General features: G+C 37.6%; 21 protein-coding genes and 2 pseudogenes. 13 read left to right on the top strand and 10 right to left on the bottom strand.

Annotation, left to right across the window (positions count from 1 at the left end; genetic code table 11):
• The first annotated feature begins 233 nt into the window (after window positions 1-233).
• Both ileS and MCY_RS06720 read left to right on the top strand, forming a co-directional pair.
• On the top strand, window positions 234-3,149 hold the full coding sequence (ileS, locus tag MCY_RS06725) for an isoleucine--tRNA ligase (RefSeq protein ID WP_007347617.1): 2,916 nt from the start codon (window positions 234-236) through the stop codon (window positions 3,147-3,149).
• 179 nt (window positions 3,150-3,328) lie between these two features.
• On the top strand, window positions 3,329-3,820 hold the full coding sequence (locus MCY_RS06720) for a hypothetical protein (protein ID WP_007347616.1): 492 nt from the start codon (window positions 3,329-3,331) through the stop codon (window positions 3,818-3,820).
• Between the two features lie 250 nt (window positions 3,821-4,070).
• Here MCY_RS06720 and MCY_RS09185 read toward each other — a convergent pair.
• Window positions 4,071-4,539 (bottom strand): annotated as a pseudogene (locus MCY_RS09185) (integrase arm-type DNA-binding domain-containing protein); the annotation flags it as partial.
• Between the two features lie 306 nt (window positions 4,540-4,845).
• Window positions 4,846-5,292, bottom strand: coding sequence for a nucleoside deaminase (locus MCY_RS06710; protein ID WP_007347615.1), 447 nt, complete (start codon window positions 5,290-5,292; stop codon window positions 4,846-4,848).
• Between the two features lie 269 nt (window positions 5,293-5,561).
• Here MCY_RS06710 and MCY_RS06705 point away from each other — a divergent pair, with 269 nt between their 5' ends.
• The 3 genes and pseudogenes from MCY_RS06705 to MCY_RS10370 all read left to right on the top strand — a co-directional run.
• A complete protein-coding gene (locus MCY_RS06705) occupies window positions 5,562-6,965 on the top strand; it encodes a pseudouridine synthase (protein WP_007347614.1) in 1,404 nt (467 codons plus the stop codon).
• Complete coding sequence (gene rsmD / locus MCY_RS06700; protein ID WP_007347613.1) at window positions 6,946-7,512, top strand: 16S rRNA (guanine(966)-N(2))-methyltransferase RsmD; 567 nt, start codon at window positions 6,946-6,948, stop codon at window positions 7,510-7,512. Before MCY_RS06705 ends, rsmD begins: the two co-directional genes overlap by 20 nt.
• 796 nt (window positions 7,513-8,308) lie before the next feature.
• Window positions 8,309-8,407, top strand: a pseudogene (locus MCY_RS10370) (SRPBCC family protein); the annotation flags it as partial.
• Window positions 8,408-8,492: 85 nt separating this feature from the next.
• Here the strand turns inward: MCY_RS10370 and MCY_RS06695 are convergent.
• The 8 genes from MCY_RS06695 to MCY_RS06660 all read right to left on the bottom strand — a co-directional run bounded on the left by MCY_RS06695 (window position 8,493) and on the right by MCY_RS06660 (window position 13,523).
• Window positions 8,493-9,536: a tyrosine-type recombinase/integrase gene (locus tag MCY_RS06695; protein ID WP_007347612.1), complete on the bottom strand. Its 1,044-nt coding sequence runs from the start codon at window positions 9,534-9,536 to the stop codon at window positions 8,493-8,495.
• 8 nt (window positions 9,537-9,544) lie between these two features.
• Window positions 9,545-9,757 carry a hypothetical protein gene (locus MCY_RS06690; RefSeq protein ID WP_007347611.1) on the bottom strand — a complete coding sequence of 71 codons (213 nt, stop codon included), beginning with the start codon at window positions 9,755-9,757 and terminating at the stop codon, window positions 9,545-9,547.
• 120 nt (window positions 9,758-9,877) lie between these two features.
• Window positions 9,878-10,501, bottom strand: coding sequence for a lambda exonuclease family protein (locus tag MCY_RS06685; protein ID WP_007347610.1), 624 nt, complete (start codon window positions 10,499-10,501; stop codon window positions 9,878-9,880).
• A gap of 1 nt (window position 10,502) precedes the next feature.
• Complete coding sequence (gene bet, locus MCY_RS06680) at window positions 10,503-11,330, bottom strand: phage recombination protein Bet (protein ID WP_007347609.1); 828 nt, start codon at window positions 11,328-11,330, stop codon at window positions 10,503-10,505.
• Window positions 11,331-11,342: 12 nt separating this feature from the next.
• Window positions 11,343-12,104 (bottom strand): phage antirepressor Ant, encoded by a 762-nt coding sequence (locus MCY_RS06675; RefSeq protein WP_007347608.1) that lies wholly within the window; start codon window positions 12,102-12,104, stop codon window positions 11,343-11,345.
• A 9-nt stretch (window positions 12,105-12,113) separates the two neighbouring features.
• Complete coding sequence (locus MCY_RS06670) at window positions 12,114-12,506, bottom strand: Rha family transcriptional regulator (RefSeq protein ID WP_007347607.1); 393 nt, start codon at window positions 12,504-12,506, stop codon at window positions 12,114-12,116.
• A gap of 45 nt (window positions 12,507-12,551) precedes the next feature.
• Window positions 12,552-12,962: a hypothetical protein gene (locus tag MCY_RS06665; protein ID WP_007347606.1), complete on the bottom strand. Its 411-nt coding sequence runs from the start codon at window positions 12,960-12,962 to the stop codon at window positions 12,552-12,554.
• 228 nt (window positions 12,963-13,190) lie between these two features.
• On the bottom strand, window positions 13,191-13,523 hold the full coding sequence (locus tag MCY_RS06660) for a hypothetical protein (RefSeq protein WP_007347605.1): 333 nt from the start codon (window positions 13,521-13,523) through the stop codon (window positions 13,191-13,193).
• 106 nt (window positions 13,524-13,629) lie between these two features.
• On the opposite strand from MCY_RS06660, the gene MCY_RS06655 reads away from it, so the two are divergent.
• The 8 genes from MCY_RS06655 to MCY_RS06620 all read left to right on the top strand — a co-directional run bounded on the left by MCY_RS06655 (window position 13,630) and on the right by MCY_RS06620 (window position 18,201).
• Window positions 13,630-13,947 (top strand): hypothetical protein, encoded by a 318-nt coding sequence (locus tag MCY_RS06655; RefSeq protein WP_007347604.1) that lies wholly within the window; start codon window positions 13,630-13,632, stop codon window positions 13,945-13,947.
• Between the two features lie 676 nt (window positions 13,948-14,623).
• A complete protein-coding gene (locus MCY_RS10085) occupies window positions 14,624-14,971 on the top strand; it encodes a dATP/dGTP diphosphohydrolase domain-containing protein (protein ID WP_244427268.1) in 348 nt (115 codons plus the stop codon).
• Window positions 14,972-14,983: 12 nt separating this feature from the next.
• On the top strand, window positions 14,984-15,199 hold the full coding sequence (locus tag MCY_RS06645; RefSeq protein WP_007347602.1) for a hypothetical protein: 216 nt from the start codon (window positions 14,984-14,986) through the stop codon (window positions 15,197-15,199).
• Window positions 15,200-15,246: 47 nt separating this feature from the next.
• Window positions 15,247-15,714 carry a crossover junction endodeoxyribonuclease RuvC gene (locus tag MCY_RS06640; protein WP_007347601.1) on the top strand — a complete coding sequence of 156 codons (468 nt, stop codon included), beginning with the start codon at window positions 15,247-15,249 and terminating at the stop codon, window positions 15,712-15,714.
• A complete protein-coding gene (locus MCY_RS06635) occupies window positions 15,714-16,079 on the top strand; it encodes a DUF1376 domain-containing protein (RefSeq protein ID WP_007347600.1) in 366 nt (121 codons plus the stop codon). Before MCY_RS06640 ends, MCY_RS06635 begins: the two co-directional genes overlap by 1 nt.
• On the top strand, window positions 16,069-17,139 hold the full coding sequence (locus MCY_RS06630) for a DUF1376 domain-containing protein (RefSeq protein ID WP_007347599.1): 1,071 nt from the start codon (window positions 16,069-16,071) through the stop codon (window positions 17,137-17,139). The genes MCY_RS06635 and MCY_RS06630 overlap by 11 nt, the downstream gene beginning before the upstream one ends.
• On the top strand, window positions 17,075-17,575 hold the full coding sequence (locus MCY_RS06625; RefSeq protein WP_019224163.1) for a hypothetical protein: 501 nt from the start codon (window positions 17,075-17,077) through the stop codon (window positions 17,573-17,575). The genes MCY_RS06630 and MCY_RS06625 overlap by 65 nt, the downstream gene beginning before the upstream one ends.
• A 197-nt stretch (window positions 17,576-17,772) precedes the next feature.
• Complete coding sequence (locus MCY_RS06620; protein WP_007347597.1) at window positions 17,773-18,201, top strand: hypothetical protein; 429 nt, start codon at window positions 17,773-17,775, stop codon at window positions 18,199-18,201.
• The last annotated feature ends 385 nt before the right edge of the window (window positions 18,202-18,586 follow it).

Here is an 18,586-nt window from a genome sequence, read left to right as displayed (position 1 = left end):
ATTTCTAAGAGGCTTCACTGAGAGTGGAGCCTTTATTTTTTTTTAAGATCATTTTTTATTTTTTTTCTTGTGAGTTTCATGATAAAGCCCATAAAATGTGATGATATATTTTCTTGATCACTGCTTAATACGAATGATAAGCTCGGCTTTCCTTATAGATAAAAACTAGAGTTGCAGGGTTCAGGGAAGTTATGCAAAAATGAAATCGTAAAAGTGGATAGGAATATTTCACAATGACTGTGAAAAATGAAACAATAGATTATTCAAAAACTCTTTATCTCCCAGAGACAGATTTTCCTATGCGTGCAGGGCTTCCGCAAAAAGAGCTTGAATTGATGGCGCGTTGGGAAAATATAGGACTTTATGCGCAATTGCGGCAACAAGCAAAAGATCGTCCATTTTATGTTCTTCATGATGGCCCGCCTTATGCGAATGGTCATATTCATATCGGGCATGCTTTAAACAAAGTTCTAAAAGATGTGGTTGTCCGTTCATTCCAAATGCGGGGTTTTAATGCAAACTATGTTCCTGGTTGGGATTGCCATGGGCTTCCAATTGAATGGAAAATTGAAGAAAAATATCGAACACAAGGAAAAAATAAGGATGAGGTATCTCTTAATGAGTTTCGTCAAGAATGCCGTGAATTTGCACAGCATTGGGTGACAGTTCAAAGTGAAGAATTTAAACGTCTTGGTGTCGTGGGGGATTTTAATACACCTTACACCACAATGGCTTTTCATGCAGAAGCACGCATTGCGAGTGAATTGATAAAATTTGCTATGTCAGATCAGATTTATCGTGGTTCCAAGCCGGTGATGTGGTCTGTTGTGGAGCGTACGGCTTTGGCAGAGGCTGAGATTGAATATCATGATCATGAATCAGAGGTGATTTGGGTTAAGTTTCCTGTTTTTGAAGCAAATTCTGATGATTTATATGGTGCTTATGTCGTTATTTGGACAACAACACCGTGGACAATTCCTGCTAACCGCGCAGTGAGTTATTCTTCGCAGATTGCTTATAGTCTTTACGAAGTTGAAAGTGCGGAAAATGATTTCGGTCCTCAAGCAGGAGAAAAGCTCTTCTTTGCAGATGCTCTAGCTATGAGTTGTGCAGAAAAAGCTAAACTTGTTTTAAATCGTTTGCGTGTTATTTCTACTGACGAATTGAAAGCTCTTGTTCTTTCTCATCCACTCAAAGGTTTGGCTGGAGGGTATAATTATAAGATAGCGCTGCTTGAAGGAGCCCATGTAACAGAGAGTGCTGGTACAGGTTTTGTCCATACAGCACCAAGCCATGGGCGTGAGGACTTTGAAATTTGGAATGATTATAAGCCTCTATTAGAGCAAGCGGGAATTGATTCATCAATACCATTTCCTGTTGATGATGCGGGTTTCTATACCAAAGATGTTCCAGGTTTAGGACCGGATCGTGAAGGGGGACCAGCACGTGTTATTGATGATAATGGAAAAATGGGCGATGCCAATAAAGAGGTCATTAATGCTTTAATTAAAGCAGATCGATTGTTTGCACGTGGTCGTTTAAAACATTCCTATCCCCATAGTTGGCGTTCAAAAAAACCCGTTATTTTTCGAAATACGCCGCAATGGTTTATTTCAATGGATAAAGATCTTGGGGATGGTTCAACTTTACGCAGTCGGGCTTTAGAAGCTGTGTCAAAAACGCGTTTTGTGCCATCTTCTGGGCAAAATCGCCTAGCTGCTATGATAGAAGATCGCCCTGATTGGGTTCTTTCTCGTCAGCGTTCTTGGGGAGTTCCTATTTGTATTTTTGCAAATGAGGATGGTATTGTTCTAAAAGATGAAGGCGTAAACGAGCGTATTTTACGGGCTTTTGAAGCAGAAGGGGCAGATGCATGGTTTGCTGAAGGGGCACGTGAACGTTTTTTGGGTGATCGTGCGCATGAGCCTTGGATGCAGGTTTATGATATTTTGGATGTTTGGTTTGATTCTGGAGCAAGCCATAGCTTTGTATTAGAAGATAGGGCTGATTTAAAGTGGCCTGCAGATGTTTATTTTGAAGGTTCTGATCAACACCGTGGATGGTTCCAATCTTCTCTTTTGGAAAGTTGTGGTACACGTGCTTGCTCTCCCTATAAGGCAGTGGTTACACACGGTTTTACTTTGGATGAGAATGGTAAGAAAATGTCTAAATCTTTAGGTAATACGGTTGTTCCGCAAGAAATCATTAAAACATCTGGAGCTGATATTTTTCGTCTTTGGGTAATGACAACAGATTATTGGGAGGATCAGCGTTTAGGAAAGAAAATTCTTCAAACAAATGTGGATTCATATCGTAAATTACGGAATGCAATTCGTTGGATGCTTGGAATTTTAGCGCATGATGAAGGAGAAGAAATATCTTATTGTGTATTACCTGATCTTGAGAAATTTATATTGCATAGGCTTTTTGAACTTGACCAGTTAATCAATCGAGCTTACGATGAGTTTGATTTTAAAAAAGTTATGCGTGCATTATTAGATTTTTCAATCATTGAGTTATCGGCATTTTATTTTGATATCCGCAAGGATTCTCTATATTGTGATGCACCTTCATCAAAAAAACGTAAGGCTTCTTTGCAGGTTATTCGTGAGATTTTTGAGCGTATGGTAACATGGCTCGCTCCAATGTTGCCTTTTACTATGGAAGAAGCTTGGTTGGAGCGTTATCCAGAAAAGCCATCAGTGCATTTGGAGCAATTTTGCTCTGTACCAGAAGAGTGGCAAAACCAATCTTTGGCTGAGCGTTGGAAAAAAATTCGGCAGGTCCGTAAAGTTGTGACAGGTTCTCTAGAACTTGAACGTGCTGATAAGCGTATTGGCTCTTCTTTGGAAGCTGCTCCTATTGTTTTTATTTCCGATCCGGTTTTACGAGAGGCATTAGAAAATGTGGATATGGCGGAGATCTGTATCACCAGTGCTCTAACAATTACGCAGGATGTAGTGCCTCCCAATGCTTTTACTTTGAGTGATGTTGAAGGTGTTGGTGTATATCCAGAGAAGGCGTTGGGAAAAAAATGTGCTCGATCATGGCGTTATACGCAAGATGTTGGGAGTGATCAAGCTTATCCGGACGTATCTGCTCGTGATGCAGCTGCTTTGCGGGAATTACAGATTCTTGGTAAGATTTAAAATTTTAAATCAAGGGAAAGAAATACAAGTAGATTTCTCATATTGATTAATATAGTTTTTTATGGTATGAGATAAATCCCGCGTTGTTTTATCTGCAGGGGGGAAACTTGTGTATGGATCGTTCTCTTGTAAATAGCGGGAATATTAATCATCCGTATACTTGGGAAATGGAATAAGTAGTGAGAAAACGTGAAGTAAAAATATTTCCAATAGCAATTTTAGGTATATGCTGTGTTTTAACAGGGTGCAATTTATCTGCTCCTACCTATGGGACCGATAAACCAGTTTCGATACAGTTTTTTGAAGATGTTGCTAATATTGCTTCATTAACACCAACAAATAACAGCAGTCAGCTTGTTATGAAGCCTCATCCAAAACTTGTGATACCAAGTCCTCGTTCACGTAGATTTTTACCGCTGCCACAACAAGATAGATTTGTCAATAAAATAGCAGAATCGAAACAACATCAAGAAAATACTTCTTTTCTTCACAAAGAGTCTTCATTTAATGGCGTTGGTTCAGAAAATTCTTCACAGTTGAATGCAAAACAACGACGAGAATATTCACGTCGTCAGAGAGCACAAGTTGGAAGTCCAAAATACCGTCGCTATCTCACGGAACCACCTTTAAATTATCGCCAACCAGCAAAGATTACACCTACTGGTCGCTAGGGAAAAGAAAAAATATTAAAATATGTTAAGTGTCCTTCCAATACTTATCATATAAAGTTTTCATTAACCCAGAATTATAGTACTGATATGAAAAGATTATTATTTCTGTGAAATAGCAATATGCTAATAGCATTGAGAGAGTAGTTTGGTGTCTCTCTTTCACAAGGAATTTTTCTAAAGATTTTAAATCGGTTTCACAACGCGCTTGTTTGGATGATATAGGATAAAACCTTTACGTATCGTCACCTTTATGCCAAATAGGGGCAAGTGTATTGCGTATCTCTGTTTGGATAATCTCTGAAACGGAAATGCAGCCTAATTTGGGGAGAATATGAATTTTAAGGGTATAAACCAGTTCCCATTCTTACCATCCTCTTTTAATTCAGCTTTGTGACTTTCAAAAGTATCCAAAACAATGTTTTTTAAATGATGGAGATTGCTTCTTGTCTCACGTTTTTGTTTATTGCATTCTTTAATGGGGTTACGCTACTCACGTAAAATAGAACGCCATTTTGTTGCAGCTTCACGCGCTTGTTTTAAAGAAACATCTCTTAAGGTACCCAAACTTATTTCACGACGGCGCCAGTGAATGGTATAGCGGTAAATCCATTGAGCATCCCCATCTTTATGTTTGTGGAGAAGCAAGCCAGCACCATCATTATATTTTCCAGCCTCCAATGTTCGACAGCACTTGCATAAAGATAGTTCATAAGAGGCATTTTTAGTTCTTTTTTATATAAATTTTATCCACGCGCTCATCCCATTTGTAGAAGTGTAAAAAAGTGATTTTTATTGGTTCAACGTTATTTGAAATGAGAATATTCCACGATATTTTATATAAAGGACAATAAATTATTCTTATAAATAATAAGTGAATGTATCATCTAATAGAAGCAATATGTAGTGTTAAAAGGATATGATAGAAAAAATGTTTCGAAATAGCTTTCAGTATATCGAAGGATTAATAGTCTTTTTAGAAACAGGATAGGTTCTAAAGAGTGAAAGTTATGGATGAAGAATTGTTTTTAGTATCGCTTTTGTACAAAAAAATCTTTAAGCAGTTGAGCAGCTTCTTTTTCCTGAAAACCAGAATAAATCTCAGGTTTGTGATGACAGGTTGGTTGTTGATAAAAACGTGGGCCATTTTCTATAGCTCCTCCTTTGGGATCATTTATTGCGTAATAGAGACGTCTTATACGTGCAAATGAAATAGCAGCAGCACACATAGCACAGGGCTCCAGTGTTACATAAAGATCGCAATCAGGAAGCCTTTCACTTTGCAATGTTTCGCAGGCCATACGAATTGCGCGCATTTCTGCGTGTCCTGTAGGATCATAGGCAGATTTTATAAAGTTACCAGCACGTGCAATAATAGCTTTTCCGCGTGTAATGACAGCGCCTACGGGAACCTCATCTTTTTTTGCAGCCCATTGTGCTTCCAAAAGGGCTATTTCCATGTGTGTCAAAGTCATAATATTCTTTCTGCTAAAGGCATAGAAACTCTAAAGATTTCTCGATAAGGAATGCTATGGAAAATGAATAATTTATACGCTTTTATAATGAAAGGAATATATCTATTTTTTTAAGCGTTTAAAACAAATTTGCAAGTCAATAGATATATTATTATCGTTAAAGGATAGAAAATGATAAATGATTATGCTACCTCCTCTTTTAGGATAAACAGTATGGTGCATACGAATAGTTTTCTGAACATACTGGTAGAGATTGGTTTGAAACGCAAATGAATGAGAATAATGAGAGTGAACGGATTGCTAAAAGGTTAGCGCGTGCAGGTGTTGCTTCACGTCGAGATGCAGAAATGATGATTGTTGCAGGGCGTGTTTCTGTGAATGGTGCAGTTGTGAGAACGCCTGCTTTTAATGTTAGCCGCTCTGATGTTATTAAAGTTGATGGCAAACCTTTATCTCCTATAGAACGAACGCGTTTATGGCTTTACCATAAGCCAGCAGGATTTGTTACTACAAACCGTGATCCTGAAGGCAGACCGACCGTATTTAGTAATTTACCAAAAGGAATGCCGCGTGTTCTTTCTGTTGGAAGGCTTGATATTAACACAGAAGGGCTTCTGCTATTGACCAATGATGGTGGTTTAGCACGTGTATTAGAGCTTCCTGTAACGGGGTGGGTTCGCAGATATCGCGTCCGTGCTCATGGAAGAGTAAAGCAGAGCGCGTTGGATAATCTTAAAAATGGTATTGCGATTAATGGTATTTTTTATGGTTCGATTGAAGCTTCAATTGAACGTGAACAAGGGTCGAATATATGGCTTTCTGTCGCTTTGCGAGAAGGAAAAAATCGTGAAATAAAGAATGTTTTAGGGGCGTTGGGATTATCAGTTAATCGGTTAATACGTGTATCTTATGGTCCATTTCATCTCTCTGATTTAGCAGAAGGAGCCGTACAAGAGTTAAAAGGTCGGATGTTACGAGATCAGTTGGGAGAGTATTTGATTATGCAGGCTAATGCAGATTTTGATGCTCCTATTCTTAAGCCATTTTCAAATTCTGCAGTTGTGGCAGAAAAGAAAGGTCAGAAAGATCTTTCTGTTACAAATGATGGTTGGGTTTTCTCGAGTGAAAGCGCGATACGGCGTAGAGCGAGAGATGGTTCTGTTGAGCATTATCGTGTACGATTAAGAGCAAAGTCTTATGAGAATGTGAAGAATAAGGGAAAAAATGAGGAGGAAAAAGCAAAATGTTTTCTACCGCGTTCTCGCCGTGCTAATGTTTGGATGGCTCCTGGAGCACGTCCGCAGAATGTACATAGAAAGTCTTCTCATAATGAAGGGAAATTACATGATCATAAGAGCAATTTGGCTGATAAAAAATCCTTTTATCGAGGTAAGGAAAAACTAAAAGACAATCATTTGCAAAAAGAAAGGAAGGGAATTTTTGTTCAAAAACGTGGCAAGACATCTTATGAAGAGACGCATACCTTTGGTAAGAAAGATCGCTTCTTAAAGAATAAAGAAAAAATGATAAAAGGTGGTTGTGAGGAGCGTTCTTTTAAGAGAAAGAAAAAAGTAAAATCGTTTGATGGTGCTATGAAAAAATCTAAATCACATGGTGATGGTGCAAAAACTTTGAAGCGGTTTGGAGGTCTACGTGCGGATCATCGGCGGTAAATTTGCTGGGCGTGTTTTGTTTTCGCCTATTGATCAGTCGATTCGTCCAACGAGTGATCGTACGCGTGAAAATCTTTTTAATATTCTTTCTAGCCGTGAAGAGCAATTTTGGATTAATAAACGCATTCTCGATCTATTTGCTGGTACTGGTGCTTTAGGTATCGAAGCACTTTCACGTGGAGCAAAGGCTGCTGTTTTTGTTGAAAACTCGGTTGAGGGGCGTGGGTTGCTTCAAAAAAATATAGAAGCCTTTGAATTACAGTCGATAGGACGGATTTTGCGTCGTGATGCAACCAAACTTGGCAATATTGGAACAATGCTTCCATTTGATGTTATCTGTGCTGATCCTCCCTATAGCCGTTGTTTAGGAGAACGTGCTTTTGTAGAAGCTTTGCGAGGAGGGTGGGCAAAAGCTGATACACTCTTTGTACTTGAAGAAAAAAAAGATACAATAATTCATTTACCTGACGTGTTTTATCTAGATGATGAGCGTTTTTATGGTGAGACAGCAATACGTTTTTATAAATTACGATCGCTGACATCTTGAGAAAGTTCTTTTTTATCTGGTAGGATGAAAAAACGCTTCTTTACAGTTTTCTTTATTTGATATGGTTTCTTTAAAGGTTAAGAAGAAAATCAATAAAAGCTTCTCATGTCAAAGAAATTGATGCGTTTTAATTTCATTATGCTTTTTGTCTCAATCTCTCTATTTTTTGAAGTTTTTTTATAGCTCCAAGAGAAAACCTTTTACGTTATAATATTAAAGTGAGGTTCTCTAATCTTCTATTCAGCCAAAAATTGCTTTGAGATATGGTATTATTGCATCTGAATGAAAAACATGTGTTGCTGCTAATTTTTGTAAGTTATGTACTGGTTTGTTAATTTAAGCTACATTAAAAGCGAAATGCATTGTTAAAGCTTTAGTGTATTATTAAACTTGATTACCAATGAATATTTCTTCTCCAATAGAATATATATTTCACGACAATGATACCTTTTTGTCTCATTTCTTTTGGTGAAACATTGATCCTCAACATTTTATCAAATGCTGAAAACTTTAAGCTATATAGCCTACATTTATATCCCAAATGGTGAGTAAATTCTATCTTTGTTATTGTATGAACTTAAAAAAACAGATCTTTTTATTTAAGATAGAAAATAGTGTTCATTTATATTGAACGTTTGTGTATTTAATTTATTAATATCGCTTGTTTATTAAATTATTACCTATTAAATACACTTGAGAATATTAAATATTTTATCGTTTTGCAGCTTTAAGGGTTATCTATGTATTAATTTTTTAACACTAAAGATTAAGTGATTTTTATAAAAAAGGGGAGATTATCACGTTTAAATGGACACATAGCGAAGAAATTAATACAGAAGCAAGTGCAGAGCAGATTTGGTTTATGTGGGAAGACGTAGCAACATGGCCTTGCTGGGCATATTACATTATAATAAAATCAATTATATTAAACAAATATGAGGTAATCTAAAGATTACTGATTCTATTACGTTTTTTTGGCTCTATCCCCCATCTTTTTGAAGCTTTTTTATGGCTTCAAGAGCGAGTTTTTTGCGATCTGCGCTCTTTGTATACAGAGATGCCATGGCATCATTTGTCCAGCCAAAGAGTGCTTTCAATTGTGAGACTGTTGCCCCTGAGTTAGCAGCACGTGTTGCTGCTAATTTTCTTAAGCCATGGGCTGTTTTTTTGATACCTGCTTGGGTACAAGCATTATAAAATGTAAGCCCGAAGCTTTCTTTGGGTATTTTTTTCCCGTGTTTATTACAAATGAATGTTTCATCACCTATGGGGCCAGTTTTAAGTGTTTTTGCTAATTCTGGTAAAATGGGTAGAAAAACATCTGTTTTAAATTGGCTCTTTTCTGTTTTGAGATGAATGATATTATCTTTCACATCTTTCCAACCAATACGAACCGCATCACCACGGCGCAACCCCGTGTAAAGAAGAACATCAATCCAAACACGTTCATGGGTACCATGTGGCCATCTTTTATAATATTTTTCGACATCTTCTTCTGTCCAGACAGGAAAGCCCCCTTTATTTTTTAGAGGAGGTTTTTTGACGCCTAACGTGGGATTGTTTTCCAAAAGACCTTGGTCAATTGCCCAATTAAAAAGCCCATTAAGTACTTTCAGAAATTCTCTAGCCATTGCTGGCGTTTCTTTACGCCGTTCAACACCGGCTATGATATGTTTCTTATTAATTGCTTGGTATGGAATGTTTCCTATGGAGTCGCATATTTTCATAAGAATGAGCTCTCTTTGCCTTTTCGTAGTTTTAGAAAGGCTATGCCAATTGGAGCTGTTAAAGTATTGTTTAAGCAACCATGCAAATGATCCTTCAACCAGTTTACCGGTTTTGGATTTAGGGAGTATTAACCCTTGTAATTCGACAAGGGCACTTTTGTAGTTATCAACAAACTCTTGCGTTCCATAGGTCCCACGGATTCTAATGCGTTTTCCATGACCGATACGTACATACCATACAATTTTGCCACTTTTGGTCATTTGTTTCACAAGATGAGGAGGGCGTGGTTTTGGCATGGTATCACCTATAAGACGATATCAAATTCATAATCATCACGCGATAAATTCCATAATTTATCAGGATGTGTTGTTGAATTTGGTAATGGGATATCTGCTTTCAGATAGATAAGCAGTTCACCAGTAGGTTTGATTTCTATGAGTTCACAGCCTTGTTTTTTAGCTTCTCTTAAAGCCCGAGCAATGGCAGGTTGTGTTATGGTAGCTAGACGAGGCGCCATATCTTTTCTCCTTACATTGAGATGCAATTCACCTGTGGCGTGAATCACGCATTGATTAAAAATTGTTATGAAGGGCGGGGGTGCTAGGAGGCATTGGTAAGGATAAGCACCCCCATAATTTCAAGCGGCTTTTGTTGAGATTCGTTGTATCTCTTGTTCTATTTCTGCTAAAAAAGCTTCGACGGCTTGATTAATTTCTTTGATTTGTTTTTCATCACGGTAGATGCGTTTGACTTTCATGCGTAAGTGAGATGCTTGGTTTGTAAAACGTGGATCATAGCTTATGAAATCACACCATTTGCGTTCTGTACAAGCCATTTGGAATTGCATTTGCGCATGATATTCTGGTTTGATCTCATTATCGATAAAGAAACGCATGTGGGTAGTCGATCTTGGGCATTTGATTTCAATTAATCCGTCCTTATCAATAAGCCCATCAGGGCTAGCCCCAGCCATTTTGATTGTGGGATGTTGGATGAAACCACATTGAGTGACTTCAGTATCATAAATGAATGCATATTCTTTTAGAGCATCTTCTTCATGTTCAATGCCCCATCTCATATCTTCGGTTTCATAATAAGGGCTTGTTTGCCCCGTTAAACGTTCTGTTATGAGTTTGATTTTGTAATCTTCATATTTGCTTGTAGGGGTTCCCTTTGCTGTTTTACTAATGACGTTATAAACGTTTGAAGCGGTGACTTTTCCTAGCCTTGCTTGAAACCATTGTGCAGTTCTTTGTTCCATTTCACACCGCCATTTGTTGCTCTTGTTGAGTTGGGACATATTCGATATCTTGAATATGAATATATTCGGCCTCTTGTATAGGTGTGTTTGTTTGATTTTGTTGAGGGAGGTATTCGAGAGTTTTTTCTCTTTGGATATTTTGCTTTTTTTCTAAAAGGCTTAAAACCTCTAGTGCTTTTTCTTGAGACAGATCTGTTAGTTTTTCTACGTTTGCATAAGAGAGAAGACTTTTTTCATTGGTTTTTGTTTGTGTGATTAACTCTTTGATTTGTTCGAGCATGGCATGAGAAACAAATTGTCCTTGTGTATTATGGCTTGCTTCATTGATCCGATCAGCTTCATCTTCTTCATAGATCCCGGAAAAACCGAAAGCATATCGTGCACATTGTATGGTTGCTTTATGGCGTAACATACGCGCTGGGTATTTTTGCCAAGTGTCAGTTTTTTGTTTGCATTCGTTTAAATATTCAGTGACTTCGATAGGGTCTTTAATGCCTTTGAGACGAATAGCGCATTTGATAGCGATCAGATTCCCATCGTTATCGATTTGATCTTGAAAAGTCATACCATCGAATTGAGGATTAGATTTAATGATCTTAATCCATCCATCAATAGAGACAACAGGGATAATGCCGCCGCCTCTTTTAGGGAGTGCATAGATTTCTTTTGTTAAAGGGTTTAATCCATAAGTATTTGCTACGGATATAAAAGCAGCGAATTCTTCATCAGAGAAGTTATGATTGATACATGTTTTGATAATAGTTTTACGGAATTGCTCGTGAGAAAATCCATATCTGCTAGCCATTGTTGTTAAAGGGGAATTTGTCATGTTTGTTTCCTTTTAATGCATGTTTTGTCGTTTAATTTCTTGAGACAGCATCCCCATGCCTTTAGTTGTGATTTTTGCTGAAGGAATGACTTTTTCTGTTCCATTTTCAGTTTGAACAGTGTGTGTTGAGCAATCCATAAGACCTTTTTGGATTTTGTCTTGATAAGGCAATAAATGCGCCCCGAAAGTTCGTCGATACACCCATCTTTTTTTCTGTAAGAAGAGAATGAACTGTCTTGGTTGCATTTCGAGAATTTTAGCCGCTTCAGTCAACCCGAAGAGCCCATCTGTACGTTGTAAGCTTTCCAAAGCCATTGCTTTTGGTTTTAACTCTTTAATGAGAGTGTTTTTTTGATCTATTTGTCCTTGTAGGTAATTCAAAAATCCAATCATTGCTTGTGGACTTGAGTAATCGATTTGCTGTGGTGTTACTGCCTGCTTTGCACGCCGTTCACATTCGAGAAAGTATAAACGAGCCTCTCTACCTTTCTTATTGTTCTCAAGCATAGAAAGTTCTTTGGCTCTATCGAGTGTGAGGTAGTAGTTAATCGCGATAACAGCTCTAGATTTTGCGCTCGCCAAATTTGGCGACCGCAAATCTTGTGTTTTTACAAAGTCTTGTCCTTCGATAAAATTGTATTTTGTAATACGGTCCTTAATCCAATTTGAAAAGTCACGTTTTGCCTCTAAGAATGCATGCAGATCACGTGCATTTACTGTCTGAACGATTTCCTGATCAATGATTTGTTCTTTTATCTCTATGAGAGTATTCATGATGAATTCCTATGCAGTTTGTTTAATTTTATTTTTAAGATGCATTATGATAGCTGTCATTGTTTGAGGATTCGCAAAATCGATTTGAGGATTAGCAGCTTGCTCTTCTAATTTTTTCCAATAATCTATGATTTTTGCGCGTAATACAGTGTTGTAACCTAAAATGACAATAAGAGATTCACGTTTAGGAAGATGGTAACAAGGAAGAGTACGCCCTTTTGAATCTTTGTATAATCCAGCAAAATTACTCAGGTCGATTTTAAGTTCTCTAAATATTTTACGAATATCCCGCATAACATGGTCATGTCGTTTATCACAAAACTCTGCAATTTCACGACTAGACATGGTTGGAAGGGTTTGGGTATTAAAATCATTTTCTATTGCTTCTATAAGATTAGGCACGTTTCACTCCATTAGATATTTAATAAGAGGAAAGAGGGGACGTTCTTAAAAACGCCCTCTATAGGAAGGGTAGTTTGGAATGACATCCGAAAGAGTTAGACGGTGCTGCTGTTCATAAGTACCGTAAGTTTCATCTTCATATCGCTGCTGTTCGATTTCGTCTAAAAAAAAACCGTATGCAGAGCTATGTAGAACAAAGTCGTGGGGTATATTTCCATTGAAACACTGTTCTTCACATTCTTTAAGATAGCATTCGGCAAGATCTTCAGAAATATCTTCACAACGATTAGTTGTTGGTTCCACACGGAAGATTTGAACAGCATTATCGGCTTGGTCGATAAATTTGATCATGTCCTTTTCTTCTAAGAACGGGCCAGATTTAGCGAGATTTTGTTCTTCATTTTCGCATACTACTAAGAGAATTTCATCAGAATTTATAAACACTGGTTTTGTCACAAATGCCTCCATACAGCCTATTGGCAAAAGTTATTTTCTAAGATATGGAGTGAACATATTTTCGTTTTACGGTAATGTCAATATCAAAAATACCGTATTACGAAAATTATTTTATGAATATTTATCTAAATTAGTGTGTTTTTTTATAGATATTTGGAGATTTTATGAAAGGTTATAAGATTGCAAAAAAAAAATTTTTACAATTATCAAATGAAGAAAAAATAGCAACTATCGCTTTTTTGATTCGATTAAAGTATGAAGAAACGCTAAAGTTGCCCTCCGTTCTTCTTCATTACAAGACGAATATAGATCATAAAAATCTTGATCTATTTTGCTTAAAGCAGGATACGGAGGATACTCCTTAAAGAAACTATGTAGTTTCACTAGCTCTTCTGCGGTGATATCACGGTAGGCTTTAGAGTCAGAGTCATCAATCGATAATAAGCGCGTAATAGATGATGGACCCAATCCTAAATGTTGCCCTAAAGCCTTACGGCTTCCATGCCCCATTTCATTTAATTTTTCATTAATCCACATTTTTATTAGCTTTTGAAAATCCATTTTATTTTTCTCTATTAAAATTATTAAATAATCAATGTTGCGTATTACGAAAATTTTGTTTATATTTGCGTAATACGTAAATATATGACAGAAAATTTTGGATTACATGATTACTCCAGCAGTTATGATTATAAAATATTTAGGCGGTGCAAAACGCGTGTCGTTGATTTCTCAATGTCATGTTTCTGCTGTTTATAAATGGGCTTATCCTTTTGAAAAGCGAGAGGGTAAAGGCGGCATTATCCCAGCTAAATATCAAGTGATGCTTTTAAATTACGCCCGTGATCATGGTATAGATTTGCGTCCAGAAGATTTTTTTTATCCTGAGCGCTTGCAAAAATTAATGCAAGAGCAATGCCCCCCAATAACGAGAATTTGCAAGAGCTGCGGTGTTGATCCCACCGTCGATAGTTTGCAGCCTTAAGGAGCTTATGATGGCTGTTAAAAAGAAATATGAATTCACGGAGCATGAGATTAGACTTGGTCAACCTGCTGAGTTTTTACATCATATAGTATCACTTAAACGTATACGTGCATTAAGAGATTTTGGAAAAGTAAAAGCAGGTGACTTAGGTGGTTTTATAGAACATGAAGGTAACTTAAGTCACGAAGGAGATTGCTGGGTAGTTGGTTCGGATAGACCCTATGGTAATGGTTATGTTTATGGAGATGCCAAGGTTTATGGTGATGCGCGTGTTGGTGGCGGGGCACGTATTTTTGGACATGCCAAGGTCTATGGTTGTGCAGATGTTTCTGATAATGCTTATGTTTATGATCAAGCACAGATTTATGGCAATGCTAAGGTTTGTGGTGATCATACCCGTGTTTATGGTAAATCACAAATTTATGAGAATGCTCTCGTAAAAGGGGGAGCAGAAGTTTACGGCAATTCTCGTATTTATGAGAATGCACGAGTTTACAATAAGTCTCGTGTTTACGGTCAAGCCAAGGTTTTTGGCAACGCTGAAGTTTTCAATGAGTCTAAAGTTTATGATAACGCGTTAGTACACGGGCAAGCCAAGATTAGAGAGCATGCCAAGATTTACGGCAATGCAGATGTTTGTGATTATGAAGATTTTCGCGATAACGACGAAGTTTACATGCGTAAACACATTTCACAAAGCTCAAATGGAGCCAATGAAGCGCATAAGAATGATGACGGCAAGCCACGTTTAGAGCTTGTACCGCCGTTGGCACTGCTTGAAATCGGTAAAGTTTTAGAGTTTGGAGCCAAGAAATACGGAGCAAACAATTGGCGTCATGGCATGGATTGGAGCCGTTTTCACGGTGCAGCTTTGCGTCATTTATTAGCATGGTTTGGTGGAGAAAGTAAGGATGCTGAGAGTGATTTATCACACTTGGCACATGCGGTTTGTTGCCTTCTTTTCTTAATGGAATGCGAAGCAAAACAGATTGGTCGTGATGACCGGTTTAAAGAAGAAAAGTAAGTGAGGAGAGAGATGAGCTTAATTGCACTGATTGTATCTTGTATTGTTAATTGGTTTTCATGTTATGCGATTTATACCAATTTAAAAAACATAAAAATGCTTAGACAAGAGATAGATGAAAAAGGTGAAATAATAAACGAGCAAGAAAAGCTCATTCAAAAATTATCTCTTCCTAACGTTTCTTATTGTGTGAATTGCAGTAAAATTGTGTGCAGAGAAGTCATTTAAAGCACCATTCTAAGAAAAAACAATCATTTTAAATACTGGTGAGTTAGATGCTTCATACAATCCTTTGTTTTGATCTAGGTACGAAGACAGGGTGGGCGATACGTGGAGGGGACGATAGTATCATAAGTGGTACCATTAATTTCCAACCCCGTCGTTTTGAAGGGGGTGGGATGCGTTATTTACGCTTTAAGCAGTGGCTAACGGAGATAAAGCAAACAGCAGGTGGCATTGACGCGGTGTATTTTGAAGAGGTGAGGCGTCATGTTGGAACTGATGCAGCGCATGTTTACGGTGGCTTGTTAGCAACGTTAACGGCGTGGTGTGAACATCATCAGATACCGTATGAGGGGATACCAGTAAGTACGATTAAGAAAGCGACGACGGGGAAGGGGAATGCGTCGAAAGAAGAGATGATAGAGGCAATGCGTTCGAAAGGGCATGTGCCTTGTGATGATAATGAAGCGGATGCTTTAGCAATTTTATATTTGGTTAAAGAGAAGGAGATCTTAGAGTGATGTCCAGTAATAAAGTGGCGTGGGTAAAGTTTAGTACAGATCAGTTTTTAAAAGATCTTATGGGCTTAAAATCGACCGAGAAGGCTGTTTATACAACACTTGTGTTGCTAATGAATGATAGGAAAGCGCCTCTTATCAATAATGCGTCTTATTTATCGAGTTGGTGTGGGTGTTCAGTGAAAACGTTTCAAAAGGCGTTAGAGGGTTTAATCAGCACTGGTCATATCACGCGTTTAGAGAATGGCAGCTTATGGCATAAGTCATTAGCTTTTCATGATACCAACAGCAAATTTTCAGCAAGAGCTTCAAAAGCAGCAATAGCAAGGTGGAGTAAGAAAAGAGGGGAGGCAATGCATGTCAACTAAGTTAGCTTGGGTTCGTTGTTTTCCTTCTGATTGGGTATCTGAAGCGAGTGGAATGACGTCGCATCAAATATCGACTTATATGATGTTGACATTGCTTATGTATAAGAAGAGACAGCCAATTCTTGAGAATGCCTCTATATTAGCACGCATTTCTGGTTGCTCAGTAAAAGCTTTTAATAAAGCGCTAGACTTTTTATTGAGTGATGAGAGACTGATACGTTTAGAAGACGGTCGTTTGTGGAGTTTACAAGTTGAAGAGGAACTTAACAACTCTAATGAGAATTTGAATAAGTTTTCAGAGAGAGCACAGAAGGCAGCAAAGGCAAGATGGGATAAAAATACAAAAGATGCTTGTAATATTAAGCATGATACTAAGCATGATGCTTGTAATATTAAGCATGATGCTAAGCATGATGCTTGTGATGCCATAACAAACAATACAAACAATACAAATATATATAAAAAAAATAATACTATCGTATTATCAAAAAAAGAAATTGAATTTGAAGATTTAGAAACAACGGATTTGATTGAAGCGTCACTCGAGGTTGATGCGATTGAAAGCCAATCAGATCAAAACGCAACGTCATCAGAAAACCAACCTCTCATTCACGAGCAAGCAAGCGTTCTCAAAAGAGCCAAGCGGGTTAAAGCTGATAGAGGCTGTCGATTGCCTGCAGATTTTGAACCCGATTACGATTTTGCTCTCACAGAGGGCTTGCCTCCAGAGCGTGTGAAAGTTGAAATCGCAAAATTTAGAGATTTTTGGAATGCCAAGGCAGGTAAGGACGCTAGCAAGCGTGATTGGCAAGCAACATGGCGCAATTGGGTAAGAAATTCAAAAGATAATCCAAAAAATAAACAAGGTGGGAATTATGGAAATTACACTCAAAAGCAAAAAAGCATTGGGGAACGTATCGCAGACAGCATCCTTGATATCGGAAATCGAGGGTACTTTGAAGCACATTCACAAGATGATAGCCCCGGGCTTTCCATTGATTTTGAAAGATGGCAGCCAATTAACGAAACAGCAGGAAGCGATTGCTTTAGAGGCTGGTGATCAATTGCAAGAGCTGTTTGCAGTGAAAGCAAGCAAAGAGGATATAGCCAAGGCTATTCGCATGTTATCATGTGGTTTGAAAATATCACAACAGGCAGATCATGAAGGCATGGCGTTGACTTATGGAATGGTTTTGGAAAATGTTTCTGCGTGGTCACTAATGACAACGGTTAAACGGATTTTATGTGATGAGATAGATGGTTTATCAGATACGTTTTTTCCGAGCACCCGTGAACTTGTAAGGTTGTGTCGTGATTTGGAAAACAACCTTTTAACGAAAGCCAATCTTGTACGCAAGGCGATTTTGAATACACGTGAACAGCAGTTGAAAGAACAAGCATCGATAGAGCTTTCCAAACCCATTACATTTGCTCAAAAACAAAGGCTTGAAGAGGTTTTTAATGGCCTTGGTGGGATTGTAAAGCACATTGATTAGATAGCAAATTAGTGAAGTTTGGTATTCATACTGGATTAGATATGGGTTTAAATCGATAAAAAGGTACCGTACAGAGCGATTTGGATACTTTATGGTGTAAACCATATCGAAATTAAAAACGCTTCTGTACAGCCCATTTTGAGGTAAATAAATCCATTGGTAAAGTTATGAATTTAGATTAGGAAATATTAAAACAGATGTTTTTAATAAATCGTAAACAGCCGGTGCGAAAAAAATTTATAGCCATGGCAAGAGGGCATGCACCATGGGGATTAGGGGTAGCAGAGTATTTTTATAATCTTTATGAATATGATGATGGATCAAGAGAATACGAGGAATTTGAAGGCGGGCAGTATCATGAAAAGCCAGAGAGAGTTGATTACAGTACCAAGGCACAAGTGAAAGCGTGGATATACGGAGGTGATTTACCAAAAAGCGTATTGAGTTATGAACCTTTAATAGATGAGGTGAATAAGAAAATCAAAAAACGTACAGTGAAAGATCAGTTGATTTGTGAGATTAGAGATGATGGTGAGAAGTGTTATTCACAAGCTTATGATATAGACAGTGAGTTAGAAAAAGCGCTTGATATTCAATTGGGTAATTATCAAAATGAAAAAAAGTGAAAAAAATAAAAAATACGTATTGACTTTAAAGAAAAGGTCGTTTATTAAGGTTGGCAAGTGCTTAACAACACTAAATCACAAGCGGATAAACCACGAAAAGGTTTTTCCCATTCTTTAAAATACTGACTTTCTTTTATGCTATCGTTGGCATATAACGATTTTGTCGGGTGTGGTTACACCATACAATACTCTTTATGAGAAAAGTGTAACGACGGACTTGTGACCGTGTTTGTTAGCACCCGGCGCCCTTATGGGTTGTCAATAACAAACTTAATATTCACGAGGACTACTAGCATGACAGCTACAGTTACAAATCAAGAAACATCTCCAAAATATGAACTTACTAATGAAACCCGCGTTGTTAACGGTGTGACTTTACACCGCA

The organism is Bartonella rattimassiliensis 15908, assembly GCF_000278215.1.
Taxonomy (GTDB): Bacteria; Pseudomonadota; Alphaproteobacteria; order Rhizobiales; family Rhizobiaceae; genus Bartonella; species Bartonella rattimassiliensis.
The sequence above is the reverse complement of the archived record's forward strand: the minus strand, read 5'-3'. Positions and strand labels throughout refer to the sequence as shown.

What these genes read in the sequence shown, in the direction of transcription:
- ileS (WP_007347617.1), top strand. Translation starts at nt 234, where the DNA reads ATGACTGTGAAAAATGAAACAATAGATTATTCAAAAACTCTTTATCTC.
- MCY_RS06710 (WP_007347615.1), bottom strand. Translation starts at nt 5,292, where the DNA reads ATGACTTTGACACACATGGAAATAGCCCTTTTGGAAGCACAATGGGCT.
- MCY_RS06705 (WP_007347614.1), top strand. Translation starts at nt 5,562, where the DNA reads ATGAATGAGAATAATGAGAGTGAACGGATTGCTAAAAGGTTAGCGCGT.
- MCY_RS06695 (WP_007347612.1), bottom strand. Translation starts at nt 9,536, where the DNA reads ATGCCAAAACCACGCCCTCCTCATCTTGTGAAACAAATGACCAAAAGT.
- MCY_RS06690 (WP_007347611.1), bottom strand. Translation starts at nt 9,757, where the DNA reads ATGGCGCCTCGTCTAGCTACCATAACACAACCTGCCATTGCTCGGGCT.
- MCY_RS06685 (WP_007347610.1), bottom strand. Translation starts at nt 10,501, where the DNA reads ATGGAACAAAGAACTGCACAATGGTTTCAAGCAAGGCTAGGAAAAGTC.
- bet (WP_007347609.1), bottom strand. Translation starts at nt 11,330, where the DNA reads ATGACAAATTCCCCTTTAACAACAATGGCTAGCAGATATGGATTTTCT.
- MCY_RS06675 (WP_007347608.1), bottom strand. Translation starts at nt 12,104, where the DNA reads ATGAATACTCTCATAGAGATAAAAGAACAAATCATTGATCAGGAAATC.
- MCY_RS06660 (WP_007347605.1), bottom strand. Translation starts at nt 13,523, where the DNA reads ATGGATTTTCAAAAGCTAATAAAAATGTGGATTAATGAAAAATTAAAT.
- MCY_RS06655 (WP_007347604.1), top strand. Translation starts at nt 13,630, where the DNA reads ATGATTACTCCAGCAGTTATGATTATAAAATATTTAGGCGGTGCAAAA.
- MCY_RS10085 (WP_244427268.1), top strand. Translation starts at nt 14,624, where the DNA reads ATGCGTAAACACATTTCACAAAGCTCAAATGGAGCCAATGAAGCGCAT.
- MCY_RS06645 (WP_007347602.1), top strand. Translation starts at nt 14,984, where the DNA reads ATGAGCTTAATTGCACTGATTGTATCTTGTATTGTTAATTGGTTTTCA.
- MCY_RS06640 (WP_007347601.1), top strand. Translation starts at nt 15,247, where the DNA reads ATGCTTCATACAATCCTTTGTTTTGATCTAGGTACGAAGACAGGGTGG.
- MCY_RS06635 (WP_007347600.1), top strand. Translation starts at nt 15,714, where the DNA reads ATGTCCAGTAATAAAGTGGCGTGGGTAAAGTTTAGTACAGATCAGTTT.
- MCY_RS06630 (WP_007347599.1), top strand. Translation starts at nt 16,069, where the DNA reads ATGTCAACTAAGTTAGCTTGGGTTCGTTGTTTTCCTTCTGATTGGGTA.
- MCY_RS06620 (WP_007347597.1), top strand. Translation starts at nt 17,773, where the DNA reads ATGTTTTTAATAAATCGTAAACAGCCGGTGCGAAAAAAATTTATAGCC.